The following is a 17398-nucleotide window of genomic DNA, read 5'->3' on the forward strand; positions in this document are numbered from 1 at the left end:
AGCAAAGCTCCTGAGTTTTTAACAAATAGGCTGTTTGAGGACTGCCGCGGCTGCCGCGCCGACTTCGATGCCACAAGCGTGGCCGAGGTCTGCCATCGTCACTGCATGTTCTACGGGAACGCTGTGTTCCTCGCAGAGCTTCATGAGCGGCTCCGTGACCCGCACATCGGCGTCATCCGCAAGGAAGACGTTTTCTGCATCGCCACGTTTCACAGCTTTGGAAACCTGCTTGATACCCATCACCCGATTGGCACTTTTCAGTGCATCCAGTGTCATTGCTTTCACTCTCCTGTATCACTAAATCGTGCGCTTAAATCAGGCACTCCTATAATATAACACCCTCCAAAACCCTTGTCAACACTTATTTTATAAAGATTTGTGTGTACACGTTGTCTAGCGTGTCTTTTTTATATTATAACACAAAAACAGGTCTTTTTGTCTATTTTACAAGGACAGCTTATAAAAAAGATTACAAAAAACAGGAGCCTGTTCTAGCGCAGGCTCCTGCAGTATACAAGTTCCCTCACGGGAATTTTTTATTCGTTGTTGGCAGCGATGACCTTCATCGCAACTTCTGCAACATGCTCTTTCGTGAAGCCGAACTTCTTAAAGAGCTGAGCAGCCGGTGCCGAAGCGCCGAAGCTTTCCATGCAGACCGTCGCACCGTCGAGGCCGACATAGCGGCCCCAGCCAAAGCTCGAAAGCGCTTCGACAGCGACGCGGGCGCGGACTTTCTTCGGCAGGACGCTCTCTTTATAAGCAGCATCCTGTTTCTCAAAGAGGTCCATGCACGGCATCGAGACAACGCGGACATCGAGGCCGCTCTTGCCGAGTTCCTTCTGGGCTTCGATCGCCAGCGAGACCTCAGAGCCCGTAGCAATGAGGATGCCGTCCATGTTCTCAGCATCGTGTGCTTCCGAAACGACATACGCCCCCTTGAGGGCTTCCTTCGAGGAACCCGGCAGCTGCGGCAGGGCTTGGCGCGTGAGTACGAGGGCCGTCGGAGTCTTCGTGGCCGTAGCGGCGAGGTACCAGCCGGCAGCCGTCTCCGTGGCATCAGCCGGACGGAAGACGTTGATATTCGGCAGCGAACGCAGCATGGCGAGCTGCTCAATCGGCTCATGCGTCGGGCCGTCTTCGCCAACGCCGATGCTGTCATGCGTGAAGACATACGTCACAGGAATGCCCATGAGTGCTGCGAGGCGGACCATCGGCTTCGTGTAATCACTGAAGACGAAGAAGGTCGCGACATAAGCGCGCAGGCCGCCGTGCAGCGTCAGGCCGTTGGCGATGGCTGCCATGGCGAGCTCGCGGACGCCGAAGTGCAGGTTGCGGCCCGCATAGTTCGTCTTGCTGAAGTCGCCCTCGCCTTCCATATGCGTCTTATTGGACGGCGCGAGGTCGGCGCTGCCGCCGATGAGGTTCGGCATGATGTCTTTGAGACGGTTGATCATCTTGCCGGACAGATTGCGCGTAGCGACGGCCTTGTCCTCATAAGCCCAGAATTCGTCGTTGTTGTAGAGGGCCTCGGCGTTGACGGCCGTGTGGTATTTCTCCCAGCGTGCCTTGTCTTCCGGGAACTTCTCGCAGTACTCGGCAAACATCTTGTTCCAGGCTTCTTCAGCAGCCTCGCCCTTCTTGGCGAGCTCTGCATAGTGGTCGTAAACATCCTGCGGGATGTTGAAGGACTTATCCGGCTCCGGCCAGCCGAGGTTCTCCTTCATGGCCTTGACGTTCTCTTCGCCGAGCGGCTCGCCGTGAGCACTGGCCTTGCCCTGCTTTGCCGGGCAGCCGTAGCCAATCAGCGTCTTGACCGTGATGAAGGACGGATGTTCTTTATCGGCCTTGGCTTCTTCAATGGCCTTGCCGATGGCCTCGAGGTCGTTGCCGTCCTCAACCGTGATGGTCTGGAAGCCGAACGCACGCATGCGGGCCTGAACATTTTCCGTGAAGGCGATATTCGTGCTGCCCTCGATGGAAATCTTATTGGAATCGTAGAGAATGATAAGCTTCGACAGGCCGAGTGTGCCAGCGAGCGAGAACGCCTCGGAGGAAATGCCCTCCATCATGCAGCCGTCGCCGCCGAGTGCGAACGTGTAGTGGTCGACGACCGGATAGCCCGGACGGTTGAACATCGAAGCGAGATGTGCCTCAGCCATGGCCATGCCGACAGCCATGCCCATGCCGGCGCCGAGCGGGCCCGTCGTGGCTTCAACACCGACCGTGTGGCCGTACTCCGGATGGCCCGGCGTCAGCGAGCCGTCCTGACGGAACTGTTTCATGTCGTCCATCGTCAGGCCGTAGCCATAGAAATGGAGCAGCGAGTAAAGAAGCGTCGAACCATGGCCGCCGGACAGGATGAAACGGTCGCGGTTGGCCCATTTCGGGTCCTTCGCATTATGGTTCATGTGGTTGGCCCAGAGCTCATAAGCCATCGGTGCGCTGCCAAGGGGCAGGCCCGGATGACCGGATTTTGCTTTCTGGATGGCATCCGCTGCAAGAACACGGATGGCGTTTACGCATTTGGTGTCGATGTTACTCAAAGTGTATCTCTCCTTACCACTTGATTCTGAAAATTCCTAATGAATCCTCTCACAAGGTATATTCTACAAGATTTTCTAGGAAAAGTACAGGGGCCATTTCAAAAATTTATGACCTGATATCAATTCCATATCGTTCAGGCGATGTCAGGACGCAGGGAAACCGCGCGTCCCATATAGACGTGATGGATATCCGCCTGCTTTTTCTCCGTATCTGCGAGCACAAGCACGCGGATGCACATCGGCAGACTGCCTTCGATGGCACACTGGCGCGCATCGAAGAGCGGCACAAGGTCAAAGCCCGGCAGTTTCCGTACACCGGCCGTCGGAAATGCCGCCGTGAGGTCCTCCGTCATGCTGAAGATCACCGCGCCGATCTCCTCCGTATGCAGTTCATTTTTGGCCAGCAGCTCTTTCATCATCGCCGCTGCTGCCTGCCAGATTTCTTCCTTTTCATTGTGCTCCACAGTCGTCGCACCGCGTATGCCTCTCATGCTCATGCTCGTTCTTCCTTCCCAGATACTGTACTTCCAGATACCATATTGTCAATGCCTGAACCAAAACAAAAATTTCTTATGTTCATTGTCATTCTATCATGTCCTCTCAAAACGCGCCACTCAAAATAAAAAGACCTGCCGCAAAAGCAGCAGGTCTTCATTGACCATTTTATATTTTTGTCAGACGCCCTTGTGAATTTCCCAGATGATGCGGATGCTCAGGAAAAAGGCAATGAGGTAGCCCACAAAGCCGAGCAGCGGGATTTCCATGATTTTCGGGGTCATATTCGTCGTGCAGATGGTGCTTGAACCTAAAAGCAGGGCTGCACAGAGCACGGCCAAAATGATTTTGTTGATCATCTTGTCGAGTCGGTTTAAGGGCTCTTCCGAGCCCGTCAGGTCGAGATTGACCTTGGTCTGGCCGCTCATCGTCATCTTCAGGATGTCCGAGATCTGTTCGGGCAGCTGGGCCGACTTGCGCATGAGCACGAGGCCTTCGCGCTTGACCTTGTCCATTTCGTCGCGCCAGCTGAAATTCTTCTTGAAGTCAAGGGACAGGCTCTTGGCGAAAATCTCCACAAAGCTGACCTTCGGGCAGCAGAGGCGCATGACGCCCTCGATGGTCAGCACGCCGCGCGCGAACATCGAGAGCCCCTGCGGGCAGGCGATGTGATGGACGCGCAGGATGTTCATGATCTGGCGCGTCAAAACGCCCATCTGCAGCGAATTGAAGTCAAGCGAGCTGTACTGCGCCATCATGGCATCGATGTCCTGATACAGGGCCGTGTGATTGATGCGGCCGCGCACGACACCGAGTGACAGCACGGCTGCCTTCATTTCAAACGTATCGTGATTCGCGAGGGCCAGTACCGCCTTGCGGATGGAAAGGCGGTCACGGCTCGAGAGCCTGCCGACCATGCCGAGGTCGAGCCAGATGATGCGGCCGTTGCGAATCCAGATATTGCCGGGATGCGGGTCCGCGTGGAAAAAACCGTCCTCGATGATCTGCTTGACGTAATTTTCGCCGAGATGGCGGCCGAGCTGATTGATATCGTAGCCATTGGCGCGCAGGGCATCGAAATCATCGATGCGGATGCCGTCGATGAATTCAAGCACGAGGATGTGCTGGGTCGAGAGCTGACGGTAGACCTTTGGGCAGCCGACGTAGTCGACATCGCGGTTCAGGTGCTCGAATTCTTCGATATGGTCCGCCTCCATGAGAAAGTCCATCTCCTGCTTGGCAATGGTCCACATCTCATCGAGCACCATGTTGAAATCGAGGACATCCTGCGAATGACTGATGATCTTGAGGAGGGTCGCCGCACGCTTTAACAGCACGATATCCTTGCTCATGATTTCGTAAATGCCGGGGCGCTGGACCTTGACGACGACTTTCTCGCCCGTGGTCAGCACGGCGCGGTGTACCTGCGCAATGCTAGCCGATCCTAGAGCCTCTTCGTCGATGAACTCAAAAATCTGATTCCAGCGGCGGCTGTATTCGCGTTCAATCACCTCGAGGATGACGTGGAACGGCAGCGGCTTGGCGCCGGTCTGCAGCTTCATGAGCTCATCGCAGTACTCCGGCGGCAGAAAGTCGGGGCGCATGCTCATGATCTGTCCGAGCTTGACAAAGGTCGGGCCGAGGTCCTCAAGGACCTGACGCAGTTTGACAGGCGTCATGCCGCGCACGACCTCGCGCTTTCTAAGAACCGCAATCATTTCCCGCAGGCGCGCCGTGGCACCTGCATCCTCTATCGCATTCTGCAAGAATTTATCGAGCATAGGACCTTATCCTTACTTCTTATACTTCTCCTGAAGCTGCTGTTTGACCGTTTCATTCGCTAAGAAATCATCGTACGTCGAGAGCCGGTCGACGACGCCGTCCGGCGTGATGTCGATGATGCGATTCGCAATCGTCTGCACGAACTGATGGTCGTGCGAGGCGAAAAGAGCCGTGCCCTTGAAGGCAATCAGGCCGTTGTTGAGTGCCGTGATGGACTCGAGGTCGAGGTGGTTCGTCGGCTCGTCGAGAATCAGCACGTTGGCACCCGAGAGCATCATGCGCGAGAGCATGCAGCGCACGCGCTCACCGCCCGAGAGGACCGAAGCCTTTTTCTGGCTTTCCTCGCCCGAGAACAGCATGCGGCCGAGGAAGCCGCGCACGAACGTCTCGTCCGGATCCTTCGAATACTGGCGCAGCCAGTCGACGAGGTTCAGGTCCACGCCGTCAAAATACGCGGAGTTGTCGGATGGCAGATATGCCTGTGTCGTCGTCACGCCCCATTTGAACGTGCCCTCGTCCGGCTGCTCCTCGCCCATGAGAATCTTGAAGAGCATCGTCTTGCCGAGCGTGTTCGGGCCGACAAAGGCGACTTTATCGCCGCGCTTCAGCGTGAAGCTGACGTTTTTGAGCACCTGCTCGCCGTCGACGGACTTTGAGATGCCGTCGACCTGCAGCAGCTGGTCGCCGGCCTCGCGGTCCGGCGTGAAGGCGATGTACGGATAACGGCGCGAAGACGGCTTGATATCCTCGACCTTGATTTTGTCGAGCAGCTTCTTGCGGCTCGTCGCCTGCTTGGATTTGGCGGCATTGGCGGCGAAACGCGCGATGAAGTTCTGCAGTTCCTTGATTTTCTCCTCGGCCTTCTTGTTCTGCTCCTTCTGCAGCTGCAGCGCGAGCTGGCTCGACTGGTACCAGAAATCGTAGTTGCCGGCGTAGAGCTTGATTTCGCCGTAGTCGACATCGCAGATGTACGTGCAGACCTGATTGAGGAAATGGCGGTCGTGCGAAACGACGATGACCGTGTTCGGGAAGTTCGCGAGGAAATCCTCGAGCCAGTTGATGGACTCGACATCGAGATGGTTCGTCGGCTCGTCGAGCAGCAGGATGTCCGGGCTGCCGAACAGGGCCTGAGCGAGCAGCACGCGGACTTTTTCCTTCGCCGTGAGGTCTGCCATCTTCATCGTGTGCTCATTTTCCGGGATGCCGAGGCCATTCAAGAGGCGCGCAGCCTCGGATTCCGCGTCCCAGCCGTTGAGCTCGGCAAACTCCGCTTCAAGCTCCGAAGCACGCATGCCGTCCTCTTCCGAGAAATCCGGCTTGGCGTAAAGCGCGTCCTTCTCGTCCATGATTTCCACGAGGCGTTTGTGGCCCATGATGACCGTGCGCAGGACCTCGTAATCATCGTAGGCGTAATGGTCCTGCTGCAGTACGGCGAGGCGTTCGCCCGGCGTGATTTCAATCGTGCCGCCCGTCGGCTCAATGTCGCCTGCCAGCAGCTTCAAAAATGTCGACTTGCCGGCGCCATTGGCACCGATGATGCCGTAGCAGTTGCCCGGCGTGAATTTGAGGTTGACATCCTTGTAAAGGACACGTTTGCCAAACTGGAGGCTGACATTATTGACTGTAATCATCTAGTGATTTCATCCCTTTCTAATAAAACAAACACGACAAAGATATGTATGAATTCTTCTAATATAGTATGGCTGCCCGAAGGCAGCCTCATATTTCACTCGTTATTCGGTCAGCATGGCGCGGAACATCGAGAGAATGCTCTGGCCGTACGTATAGCCAGGTACGGCCCAGCGGCCGTTGAGGTCTTCCCATTTGCCGAGCGTGCGCGTGCCGTAGGAATCGCGCACGAGCTGATAGCGCGGGTCCACGACCGGCTCACTCGGTTCGCGCGTCGAGGAATAGGCCAAAAGGTGCTGGATGTGGGCGCGTACGCCGAGCTGTGCCGTCGGGAAGAACGCGCCCTTGACGCCGCCGCCCGTCGTGCCAAGACCGCAGTAGTTGTTCTGCTGCGGGATAACATCGCCGCCATAGCGGAAGAAGCCCGTTTCCTTCAGGGCCTGAGCAAAGGCAACATCCGGACGGATGCCCTCGCGCGCGCCTTCTTCATAATAGTAGGCAACGAGCTGCTGCGGCGAGACCGTGATGTCAGGATACGGATTGTTGCTTAAGAGATAGCGCACGCACTGTTCCTGACTGGCAAGCGGCGTACCGATGATGGAATCATCGTAGGCAGAGACCGTGGCCGGCACGGCAAGCGGCGTCATGGATGAAGCCGCCCCATCCGACGGATACAGGATATTGTGAATGCGCGACTGGAAATCGCTGCCGCCCGAAAGTTCTTTCTCGGACGTCGCATGCAGCTGGTCTTCCCCGCGCAGGTCCTGATGGATATCGAGTTTCGGCTCCGTCTGATGCGCACGCACGCGCGTCTTCTGTGCCCTCTCAGCCACATCCGGTACCGCTACCGTGACTTCCGCGCTGCTCTGCGGTGCCTTATGGACACGCTTTGCCTCTGTGACGGTTGGTGCATAAAACAGGAACGAACCAAGAACAACGCCCGTTAACAAATATTTTCCATAAGAATTCCAATGCTTTGACACGAATACGAACACTCCTTATCAAACTACAAACTCAAACGCACTTTAAAACTTCAATACTGCAAACTACTTTAAACCTATACGATGGACCAAAAGCCAAAGAAAAAATACAGGATGAAGAGAACGGCCAGCAGCCGCTGGAATACGCTGACTTCCCTGCTTTCGCCGGCCAGGATTTTGAGGCTGACATAGGCGATACAGGCAGCGCCTATTCCCGCTGCAATGTTCTGCGTGAGCGGCAGCAGCAAAAAGAGCAGCCCTGCCGCCGTCTTCTCGGGCAGTCCGCCCGCAAAGGCGCGCGCAAAATCCTGCAGCAGCACGAGCCCCGCACCGAACAGGGCCGGCGCGAGAATGGCCGTGAACGAAGCCATGGACCGGAGCGTCGGCTCGGCAAAGAGCAGCAGCAGCAAAAATGCCGCCGTAAAGTAAGCCATGCGTCCGGAGCGTCCGCCCAGGGACTGCCCCACGGCCGACTCCGGTGCGGGCGCAAGGGGCATCGAGCCCAAAAGGCACGAGACGAAACTCAGGCCGCTGAGCGTCAGCACGGACTTTGCCATCCGGCCCTCTTCCTGCCGTTTTTCCTGCGGCATCAAGGCCGAAAGCCCGCCCCAGCTCGTAAAGCAAAGGTACAGCAGCAGGAAAAGCGTGAGATTGACATAATCACACGCTCTTATATTATCCCACCCGTTCATGAATATGAGCTGAAGACCCGTCTTATCGAGGCCTTCGGGCAGGAAAAAAGGCGCGTCCGGCAGGACCCAGAAGCCGCCGATAAAAGCCAGCAGCGCCGTGACAAAGACGCCGCCGAGCACGGCATAGCGGTTTTTGACGGCCATGAGCGCGAGCATCGCGATGATGCCCGCAAGACTAAGATACGCCACGGGGTCCGAAAGATTGCCGAGCTGCAGAAGCCCGGTCGGGCTCCCCAGCAGCAGATGCCCCTGATAGAATCCCTGAAAGACCAGCATGAGCCCGAGGGCCCCGCGCAGGCCGTCCGCAATGCACGCAGGAAAGAGACTGCCCAGTCTTTTAAGCCGGCCCGACTTTATGAGAATCCCCAAAAGCAAAGTCAGCACGAGCGAAACGGCTGCGCCCATGAAGAGCACCATCTGCCAGCTCACGCCGTGCGCAAGGATGATGACGGAAACCAGCCACGCCGAAAGCGCTGCGGAAGGAGCTGCCGCCACGGGCAGGCCGAGCCTGCCAAAAATCAGGCAGCCCGCTATGGCCATAAACATGGACGCCGTGTAAACGCCCATAAAATCCGCTCCCGCCTGCACAAAAAGGGTCGGCAGCAGCAAAAGAGAAACGGCAAGTGATACAGCTGTCAGGAAGCCCGGCAGCATTTCCCGCATATTGACTCCTCCTCGCTAAAAGACTATACCCTCTATTTTATCATAGAATCGGACGAATCTCCATCAATCCGGCAAATGATCCGGCAAAACTCGTCAAAACTCTGCGGAAAATCGTGCCATCTCCATACAATCTCCATAGAAGAAATGATATAATGACACTGTGTCTTATTGAAACTGCTGAGCCTCTAGAGAAAGCCCGCAGCAGTTTGAGGAGGGTCTGCTTTTGCGTATCAAAAAATCCATGAACATGGTCAAGGTGGCTGCAGCTCTGGCCATCGTCCTGCTCATCATCATCATTCATCTGGCTAATCCGGCATTTTTTCCGCACCTTGTGGGACTTTTGTCGCGCGGCGATATCAAGGAAACAGCGGTCTACATCGCTTCATTTGGTCCCTGGGCCGTGCTCTTCAGCTTTCTGCTGACCCTTTTTGTCAACGCGCTCGGCTTCCCGCCGGCCATCATTTTTTCTACGGCCAACACGCTGATTTTCGGCATTTTCTGGGGCATTTTCCTGTCCGTCGTCGCTGAGACCGTCGGCGTGACGCTGAGCTTCGTGCTGCTGCGCTTCTTCTTCCGCGATGCGGCCGAAAGAATCATCAGCAAGCACAGGACGCTGGCGAACCTCGATAAATACAGCGGCAAGCGCGGCTTTGTCGTCATGCTGATCGCGCGCATGGTCCCGTACTTCCCTTCCATCCTTCTGAACGCACTCGGCGCCATCTCCGCCATGTCGATGCGCGATTACGTCATCTCCTCATTTGTCGGCAAATTCCCCTCAACGGGCATCGAGGCCATCATCGGCCACGATACAATCACGCATCAGGAGGATCCGACACGCCTCATCGTCGTCTGCATCTTTGCCGTTCTGCTGATTGTCGGGGCCTGGATTTACGAAAAGCGCGCGGCCAAGAAAGCCTCGGAAGCATAAAAAGCATAAGTCAGACATTGCCGAGATGGACAAAACGCAGATGGCGCCCCGCGATCGCCGCTAAGTTTTTCAGCGTAGGATACGGCGTCATGGGGATCTTTACATGATAGCGCGGAAAATACCGCGAGAGATGCAGCGGGATTTCAGGGGAAATCCCGGCGAGCCACTCTGCCTCCGCTGCCATTTCCGCAGGGCTGTCATTTTTCCCCGGAATCACGAGCGTCGTGACCTCCACATGTACGTGATTTGCTGCCGCCATGGAAATGGCGGCTTTTGTTGTCTCAAGACTGCCCCCAAGCCAGCTGTAAAAATCCTGCGTAAAACCCTTGAGGTCGATGTTCACGGCATCGACGTAAGGAAGGAGTTTTCCCCAGGGCTCTTTCTCGATTTGGCCATTCGTCACAAGCACGACGGCAAGATTTTTCTCCTTGAGCAGTTTCGCCGTATCATAGACGAATTCATAGCCGACTAAAGGCTCGTTGTACGTGAAGGCCACGCCGATATTTCCAGAAGTTTCTTCAAGGCGCTGCGCGGCAGCCGCGATTTCTTTTGGCGTCACCTGCTCCGTGGGCAGCCTTTCCCCCTCGAAGCCATCAGCCCCGGCCTGCGAAATCGTGTAATTCTGGCAAAACGGGCAGCGCAGATTGCAGCCAAAGCTGCCGACTGACAGGATGAAACTGCCCGGATGAAAGTGGTAAAGCGGCTTTTTCTCAATCGGGTCAAGGGCCGCCGATGTCAGTTTGCCATAATTCAGCGATACGACTCTGCCATGTTCATTTCTGCGGGCACGGCAGAAGCCGACGGCCCCTTCCTTTAAATGGCAGTGATGCGGGCAGAGCGTACAGATGGCATAGGCGGCTGTTTTTTCTGCAGGGTCAGACATGGCGCGTTACCTCAAAGCGCCAGAGCGTGTATTTTTCTTTGGCGCCGATGTTGCCCTTGCGCCGTGCGATGTCAATCTGCTGCGCGGCGGTGTCGACGCCGGCGAGGTCCGGCAGCAGCACGCCGCGGCGTTCGCCGCACTGCACGATGACGCCGTAGCGCTTGACATCGAGCTGTTTCGGCGAGTCGATGGGCTCAGGCTCCGAGAGCACATCGACATCGTAGACGAGCCGAGGAAGTTCCTCGGGCGTGACCTGCGGGAAGCGCGGGTCGTGCATGCCGGCTGAAACGGCGTTACAGATGATTTCTTCGGCGAGATTGCGCCTGCCGGGGGCCAGCGTGCCGATGCAGCCGCGCAGGCGTCCTTCCTTCTTGATGGAGACAAAGCAGCCGGCCTGCCTGTCCTGCAGGTCTTCGGGCAAATCCTTCGGCACGGGCAGAAAGACATGGCTCCTGACATACGTCTCGAGGCTCAGGCGCGCGAGGTGTACATAGCCGTCTTCCTTCGCGCGCAGGGCTTCGATGTCCTTCTTTTCCTTCTGCAGCAGCTGCCTGCCGATATCGCGCGAATCATCTTCGCTTAAAGGCTTTAAATACGCCACGCCGTAGCCGACGCCAAAGGTCCCCTCATACGACAGAAGCTCGCCTGCGACTTTCTGCCGGTCCAAAGCGCCCGTCATAATCCAGAACGAACGCAGTCCGCACTCGGCCGCGCCCTCGGCGAGGTCGTGGCTGATGGTCAAAAGCGAGAGGAAATCCGCGCGGTCCAGAGCTTCCGTGACATCATGGTCAAAGACAGGCCCTTCCTTGGCAAAACCGTAAGGGCCGTCGGCCTTAAGCTTATGCGAGAGGTCGCCGCTCGCGATAAAGACTACACGGCGGCCGAGTTCTTCGGCTGTCTCGCGGATGAGCTCGCCAAAGCGGTAATGCACGTCGGCAGAAAGCCCCGAAAGGCCGATGCGCACGACTTTCACGGGCTTTTTGAGCTCCGGCTGCAGAAAATAGAGCGGTATCATCGTGCCGTGGTCGAGAGAAGGTTCGCGCTCGCCGAGGAAACCTGCGGGCAGGTCCTCCTGCATGCATTTAGCCGCGAGCGTCTTCGCAAAAGCCTCATCATAATCGACTTCAATCTGCACTTCCGGTGCGCGGAAGGCCGCAAAATCCCCCGTAGCCTTTTTGCCCGGTGAAATATGAAAATAATCGCTGTACATCGTCGCATGCGGGCTCGTGATGACGACCGTATCCGGCTCAAGTGCCGCGACGCGCTGCATGACCTCGTGATACGCCGCACTCGTCTTCGCAATCTTTTTTTCCTCGCCCTGACCGACTTCCGGCAGAATAATCGGCGGATGCGGCACAGCCACAGCTGCAAGAATTGACATGGAAATCCCTCCTCTATCCTGTAATCCATGTTTTTTCCATGGTGTTTCTTTACATTACTAAGTTAATATTACGAGAAAATTTGTGAAAATCCTGCCATATCACAGCAAAATCATAAGAAGTACGGCTCATTCTGTATTATAATAGAAGAAAAACGGAGGCATTATGTCCCATATGACCAGAAGAAATTTCCTAAAGCTCTGCACGAGCGCCCTGATTGCCTTAGGTCTTGGCCGCTTCGTGCCGGCCGCCGCCATGGACCTCAAAATAAAATTCCCACGCCAAATCATCACGAAGGACGCTTCGCGCAGCCGCACCATTATGTGGCAGACAGACGGAGCGCGTGAGAATGCTTCTTTCGTGCTCAAAAATCCCGACGGCACGGAGGCGTCTTTTACACCCGAGGCCAATACCCTGCTGCAGGATGATACGACCACGACGTTTTACACCGTACATCTTGAAAATCTTCAGCCCGCTTCGACGTACCACGGCACGATTATGATGGCCGATGAAGCCCTTTCTCTCGCCATCGTGACGCCTGCGGCAGAGCTCACGGCCTTTACGGCTTTGTTCATCGATGATTCCCAATGCGGCGAGACGTACGAGCCCTTTGCCAATCTCCTGACGAAAGCCCTCGCCCGCCAAAAAGATGCCGCTTTTCTCGCGGACCTTGGCGACCTCACGGACAACGGCCAGTCTTCGTGGCACTGGGATTCGTTTTTTTCCGTGCTCGACGAATGCAGGGCCAAAACGCTGCCCTTTGTGCCGGTCATGGGCAACCACGAATGCTACGGACTCGACTGGCAGTTTGCCCTGCCGCGCCGCTATCTCGCCGCCTTTTCCGTGCCGCCTAACGGCAGCCGGAACTTTGACGGCTATTACTATTCCTTTGACTACGGCCCCGTGCATTTTCTCGTGCTCAACACGCAGTTTGAAGAGCTCGACGAGTTAAAGCCCGGACTCTTGCAGGAAGAACTGCTCTGGCTCAAACACGATGCCCAGAGCTCACAGAAACCGTGGAAAGTCGTGCTCATGCACAAGGACATCATTGCCTACGACGAATATCAGCCCGTTGCGGGCCACGCCGGCGGCATCAGTGATGTCGGCCACGATTTCATGAAGGCCTTTGACGCGCTCGGCATCGACCTCGTGCTCACGGGCCACATGCACACCTACCGCAACCGCGGCCATATTTATGACGAAAAGCCCGCGGACCACGGCCCCGTCTATCTGATGTTCGGCCCTGCCGGCAACGAGCGCTACTTCGTGCCGCCCGACACGACCTTCGACAAAGTCAGCCTCGACCAGTCCGACCCGAAGACTTACCGCAACTACCTGACGCTGACCGCCTCGCCGCAAAAACTCAGCACGGCCTGCTATCTCGAGGACGGCACGCTCATCGACCGCGTCGTGCTGACAAAATAAAAGTATAAAAGAAAAAGACGATAGAAGAGACACTCACGACAAGGCATCGTGGCATATTTCTTCTATCGTCTTTTTTTGCGGTCAAGCCCTTTTCAGCAGGAACTCTCGCCCCAAATCGGGTGCTTCGCCGGCTTCAGGCTGCGCACGCGGATAAGGCGCAGGGCTTCGTGCATATCAACATCGAAGCGCCCTGCCCCGTCTTCATAAACGCAGACGGGGTCCTTGACGCCGAGTTCGCTGCCCGGCATGTAGACGTATTCGTGATTCTCAGGGTCGCCGTAAATGACGCCGACCCGAAGTTTTGCTTCGGCAAGTATCATCGTTTTTCCTCAAAACATATCGCGGTGCCAGAGCACATAGGCACTGACGATGCTGATGCCGAACGCGATGCACATGACGTAAAGGAAGCCATGGCTGTTGTCGGCAAACGGCACGGGCACGTTCATGCCAAAGAAACTCGAGACAACCGTCGGGATGGCGAGGATGATCGTCATGGCCGCCAAGAATTTCATGACGAGGTTCTGGTTGTTCGAGATAATCGACGAGAACGTATCGGCGAGGCGCGCGAGGATTTTGCTGTACATCTCGACCATTTCCTTCGCCTGCTTGTTCTCGATGATGACATCCTCGAGAAGGTCCTCGTCCTCTTCGTACGCCTTGAGAATTGGCGTCAGGCTCGTGTTGTTGCGCATGCGCAGCAGCTTGTCGAGCACGGCGCCGTTCGAGCGTATGGCCGCGTTAAAATACGTCAGGCCCTTCTGCAGCTCCAAAAGGCGCAGGATTTCACTGTTCTTCATATCGTGGCGCAGCTGATCCTCGATTTCATCGGAGAGCTTCGAAATCTGGCGCAGATAGCGCAGAAAGTACGTCGCCGATTTATAAAGAATCTGGAACAGAAAGCGCGTTTTTTTATAGGTACGGAACAGGCGCGATGTGCGCTCATTGAATTCCGTGATGACGGGCGTTTCTTCGAGGCAGACGGTGATGATGTACTCATCCGTCACGATGATGGCCAGAGGCAGGGCATCGTAGCTGTCCTCGCCGCGGAACACCGGCACATTCGTCAGGACCATGACCGAGTTCTCTTCAACATCGGTGTGCGAGCGTTCCTCATCATCGAGTGCGGAGCGCAGGAAGTCCGGGTCAACCTCGGTGAGATTGCTGACGACCTTGAGCTCGTACGGCGTCGGGTCGACGATGTTGATCCAGGCCCCCTTCTCGAGTGTTTTGAGCGTCAGCTCCTGCAGCGGGCCGCTCTCAAGGGATTTATAGATTTGCAGCATGGATAGAATCTCCTTTCAGCGGGAAGACTCCACCAGCTGTCAAAGGCAGGAGATGGACGTCATTTCCCTGTTCGTATCTGTTCTTCGCTTGGGATCTATCGTACTAGGGTGATCGTCCATGTTCCCACCTTCCTTTCTCATTGCATACTGCCAACTTTTCCGCATTTCATTATATTACCAACGCCGCGATTTTGTCCAGCTCCCGCATGTAAAAAATATGTTAAGCGGCAGATGCCTGCAGGCTGCTGACCAGCCTCATAAAAGCAGGATTCCCGCCGAAAAAAGCGAATAACATACAAGAGGTGATTCCCATGGAATATACGAAAATTGATAAGAAACATCTGCTCGTGCGGCTCGACCCCAATGACGAAATCGTCGCATCCCTCATGAAGGTCGCGGCCATGGAAAAAATCGAGCTCGCCATGGTACAGGGACTCGGTGCGGTCAAGAAGGCCGTCATCGGCGTCTACAATGTGCCGGAACAGAAATACTACGCCAATACGCTTGAAGGTGCCTTCGAGATGCTCTCGCTGACCGGCACGATTGACACGATGAACGGCAAGCCCTACAGCCATTTCCACATCGCGCTCGGCGACGAACAGGGTCTCGCGCACGGCGGCCACCTGAACGAAGCCTACATCAGCGCGACGGCGGAAATCGTCATCACGAAGCTCAATGGCACGGTCGACCGCGTCAAGAGCCCCGAAACCGGCCTGAACATTTGGAAATTCTAAAGGAGCTTTCTTTCATTATGAAATTTGCCATCTTCGGCGTCGGCGGCACGGGCGGCGTCATCGGCGGCTATCTCGCCAATGCCGGCAATGACGTGACGTTCCTCGCGCGCGGCGCACATCTAAAGGCCATGCAGGAAAAGGGCCTGACCATCCACACGAACCATCGCGGGGATATCCATATCGAGCCCTGCAAAGCCGTATCTGCCGATGATTACCACGAGACCCCCGATGTGCTCTTCATCTGCGTCAAGTACTACAGCCTTGAGGCGGCCATCGAGCTCACGCGCCGCATCGCGGGCCCCGACACCCTCGTCATCCCGATTCTCAATGTCTTCGGTACAGGTGCCGTCATGCAGGAAAAACTGCCTGATAAGACCGTGCTCGACGGCTGCATCTACGTCTTTGCCAAGCGCAGCGGCCCCGGCGTCATCGAGCAGCCGCAGGAAATCTTGCGCGTCTTCTACGGCTTCCGCCCGGGTCAGGACAGCCGCCTCGCAGAAAAGGCTGCAGAGCTTGAAAAAATCATGCGCGCGGCCGACATCCACGCCCATTTCACCGATGACATTCAGCGCGATGCCCTGACGAAGTTTTCCTTCGTCTCCCCAATGGGCGCAGCCTGTCTCTACTTCGGCGTCACGAGCGAAGCGTTTCAGGAGAATAAGGAAGTCCGCGAGACCTTTATCGGCCTCGTCAAAGAAGTCGAAGCCCTCGGCCATGCCATGGGCGTCACGTTCGACCGCGACCTCGTCGCGACGGACCTCAGGCTCATGGATGCCTTTGCACCGGGCCTCACGACCTCGATGCAGCGCGACGTCGCCGCGGGCGGTCCGTCGGAATTCTCTGGCCTCGTCTCGCGCATTGTCACGCTCGGAAAAAAATACCACGTGCCCACACCGCTTTACAAAAAAATTGACGACTGGTGCAAAGCTCACGGCCTTGCCTGAAGCTGCCTGAACGCGACGACAAATAAAAAAGCCTTGTTCCTTCCATTATATAAGGAGCAAGGCTTTTCTTTTGTCCGGTCCGTATATCAAGGCCTGCGCTGAAGGGCCAACTGCCAGAGCAGCCAGCCCGCTTCGGCAAAGAGCAGGAACATACCAAGCTGCGTCAGGATATAGCCAGCCGTGTCGTACTGCAGAGCCGGCGTCATAAAGACATGTGCGCCTTCCAGCCTCTGTAAAAGCTTATCCTGCAGGGCCGCATAGATGCCGCCCGCAGCAAGCAGCAGTCCCATCACGCCCATCAGGGCCTTCGCAGGAAAAGGACGGCTCGTGATGCCCGCCGTGCGTTGGAGCTTTTGCCACCAAACACTTGCATGCAGGCCAAAGTGCAGACCGGCAAAAACAAGGAACCACCTTGCCGAGGCGCTGTGCAGCGAAAACAGCACAGGATTGCTGCGCAGCGACAAAGGCATGATATCGGCAAACAAAATATTTGAGATCAGACAGCCGCTGATCATCGACGTCAGGCACGCTGCAGCGAGGAGCAGATTGACAGCTGCCCCGAGCACGCGCGGCAGAGACCATCTGCCCTTTGTCAAAGCTTTGAAGAAAAAACGGTTTTGATAGAGGTGCACGAAAATCGGGATGAGCAGAGCAGCCCCTACGACTTCATGGAAAAACGGCGGCAGATAGAGAAAACTCATCTCAAAGACGAGCAGCAGCAGCAAAAGTACATCGAGTAAATATCTCATGGCCGTACCTCATTCAAATTCTTCTCATAGTCCCAAGCGGCCGGCATAGGCCCCTCTTTGACGCTGTCTTTCACAATCTGCTGTGTCATATGAACATAGTCATCTTCCGAAACGTGCCCCTGACGCAGGACGCAGGTAAAGCAGAGCCAGGCGTAGACAAGGCCTGCCAAAACGAGCAGACTCATCAAAAGGCCCGGCAAATCTTTTCTATATCGTTCCAGCATGTTCATCTTCCTTTCTCAATAAATCTGCCCCGATGGTCTTTTCCTTTTCTGCTTTTATCATAGCA

Annotated in this window: 17 protein-coding genes; 4 read left to right on the forward strand and 13 right to left on the reverse strand. The window is 56.0% G+C overall.

The window, feature by feature from the left end:
* Nucleotides 1–18: 18 nt before the first annotated feature.
* The 7 genes from ACE419_RS00950 to ACE419_RS00980 all read right to left on the reverse strand — a co-directional run bounded on the left by ACE419_RS00950 (nucleotide 19) and on the right by ACE419_RS00980 (nucleotide 8784).
* The gene (locus tag ACE419_RS00950; protein ID WP_435720713.1) at nucleotides 19–276 is read right to left on the reverse strand and encodes a ribosomal L7Ae/L30e/S12e/Gadd45 family protein; all 258 of its coding nucleotides are present in this window, start codon (nucleotides 274–276) and stop codon (nucleotides 19–21) included.
* A gap of 260 nt (nucleotides 277–536) precedes the next feature.
* Nucleotides 537–2543 carry a transketolase gene (gene tkt / locus ACE419_RS00955; protein ID WP_435720714.1) on the reverse strand — a complete coding sequence of 669 codons (2007 nt, stop codon included), beginning with the start codon at nucleotides 2541–2543 and terminating at the stop codon, nucleotides 537–539.
* Between the two features lie 134 nt (nucleotides 2544–2677).
* The gene (aroH, locus tag ACE419_RS00960; RefSeq protein ID WP_435720965.1) at nucleotides 2678–3034 is read right to left on the reverse strand and encodes a chorismate mutase; all 357 of its coding nucleotides are present in this window, start codon (nucleotides 3032–3034) and stop codon (nucleotides 2678–2680) included.
* A 183-nt stretch (nucleotides 3035–3217) separates the two neighbouring features.
* Complete coding sequence (locus ACE419_RS00965) at nucleotides 3218–4819, reverse strand: ABC1 kinase family protein (protein ID WP_435720715.1); 1602 nt, start codon at nucleotides 4817–4819, stop codon at nucleotides 3218–3220.
* Between the two features lie 12 nt (nucleotides 4820–4831).
* Nucleotides 4832–6451 (reverse strand): ABC-F family ATP-binding cassette domain-containing protein, encoded by a 1620-nt coding sequence (locus ACE419_RS00970; protein WP_435720716.1) that lies wholly within the window; start codon nucleotides 6449–6451, stop codon nucleotides 4832–4834.
* Between the two features lie 102 nt (nucleotides 6452–6553).
* Nucleotides 6554–7432, reverse strand: coding sequence for a glucosaminidase domain-containing protein (locus tag ACE419_RS00975; protein WP_439784182.1), 879 nt, complete (start codon nucleotides 7430–7432; stop codon nucleotides 6554–6556).
* Between the two features lie 74 nt (nucleotides 7433–7506).
* Nucleotides 7507–8784: a hypothetical protein gene (locus tag ACE419_RS00980; protein ID WP_435720717.1), complete on the reverse strand. Its 1278-nt coding sequence runs from the start codon at nucleotides 8782–8784 to the stop codon at nucleotides 7507–7509.
* 247 nt (nucleotides 8785–9031) lie between these two features.
* Here ACE419_RS00980 and ACE419_RS00985 point away from each other — a divergent pair, with 247 nt between their 5' ends.
* Nucleotides 9032–9712 carry a TVP38/TMEM64 family protein gene (locus ACE419_RS00985; protein ID WP_432647038.1) on the forward strand — a complete coding sequence of 227 codons (681 nt, stop codon included), beginning with the start codon at nucleotides 9032–9034 and terminating at the stop codon, nucleotides 9710–9712.
* 10 nt (nucleotides 9713–9722) lie between these two features.
* Here ACE419_RS00985 and amrS read toward each other — a convergent pair whose 3' ends face one another.
* Nucleotides 9723–10595 carry an AmmeMemoRadiSam system radical SAM enzyme gene (gene amrS / locus ACE419_RS00990; RefSeq protein WP_435720718.1) on the reverse strand — a complete coding sequence of 291 codons (873 nt, stop codon included), beginning with the start codon at nucleotides 10593–10595 and terminating at the stop codon, nucleotides 9723–9725.
* The gene (gene amrA / locus ACE419_RS00995) at nucleotides 10588–11976 is read right to left on the reverse strand and encodes an AmmeMemoRadiSam system protein A (RefSeq protein WP_435720719.1); all 1389 of its coding nucleotides are present in this window, start codon (nucleotides 11974–11976) and stop codon (nucleotides 10588–10590) included. The genes amrS and amrA overlap by 8 nt, the downstream gene beginning before the upstream one ends.
* Nucleotides 11977–12148: 172 nt before the next feature.
* Here amrA and ACE419_RS01000 point away from each other — a divergent pair, with 172 nt between their 5' ends.
* Nucleotides 12149–13399 carry a purple acid phosphatase family protein gene (locus ACE419_RS01000; protein ID WP_435720720.1) on the forward strand — a complete coding sequence of 417 codons (1251 nt, stop codon included), beginning with the start codon at nucleotides 12149–12151 and terminating at the stop codon, nucleotides 13397–13399.
* A gap of 92 nt (nucleotides 13400–13491) precedes the next feature.
* On the opposite strand, the gene ACE419_RS01005 is transcribed toward ACE419_RS01000, so the two are convergent.
* Nucleotides 13492–13719, reverse strand: a complete 228-nt coding sequence (locus ACE419_RS01005) for a hypothetical protein (RefSeq protein ID WP_435720721.1) — start codon at nucleotides 13717–13719, stop codon at nucleotides 13492–13494.
* 9 nt (nucleotides 13720–13728) lie between these two features.
* Nucleotides 13729–14682: a magnesium transporter CorA family protein gene (locus tag ACE419_RS01010; RefSeq protein WP_295631452.1), complete on the reverse strand. Its 954-nt coding sequence runs from the start codon at nucleotides 14680–14682 to the stop codon at nucleotides 13729–13731.
* Nucleotides 14683–14993: 311 nt separating this feature from the next.
* Between ACE419_RS01010 and ACE419_RS01015 the strand changes: the two genes are divergently transcribed.
* Entirely contained in the window at nucleotides 14994–15416 is a 423-nt protein-coding gene (locus ACE419_RS01015) for a PPC domain-containing DNA-binding protein (RefSeq protein ID WP_435720722.1), read from the forward strand.
* Nucleotides 15417–15433: 17 nt separating this feature from the next.
* The gene (locus ACE419_RS01020) at nucleotides 15434–16360 is read left to right on the forward strand and encodes a ketopantoate reductase family protein (protein WP_435720723.1); all 927 of its coding nucleotides are present in this window, start codon (nucleotides 15434–15436) and stop codon (nucleotides 16358–16360) included.
* Between the two features lie 86 nt (nucleotides 16361–16446).
* On the opposite strand, the gene ACE419_RS01025 is transcribed toward ACE419_RS01020, so the two are convergent.
* On the reverse strand, nucleotides 16447–17109 hold the full coding sequence (locus tag ACE419_RS01025; protein WP_435720724.1) for a DUF4405 domain-containing protein: 663 nt from the start codon (nucleotides 17107–17109) through the stop codon (nucleotides 16447–16449).
* On the reverse strand, nucleotides 17106–17333 hold the full coding sequence (locus ACE419_RS01030; RefSeq protein WP_435720725.1) for a hypothetical protein: 228 nt from the start codon (nucleotides 17331–17333) through the stop codon (nucleotides 17106–17108). Before ACE419_RS01030 ends, ACE419_RS01025 begins: the two co-directional genes overlap by 4 nt.
* Nucleotides 17334–17398 lie beyond the last annotated feature (65 nt).

It is taken from the genome of Mitsuokella apri, assembly GCF_047974105.1.
Taxonomy (GTDB): Bacteria; Bacillota; Negativicutes; order Selenomonadales; family Selenomonadaceae; genus Mitsuokella.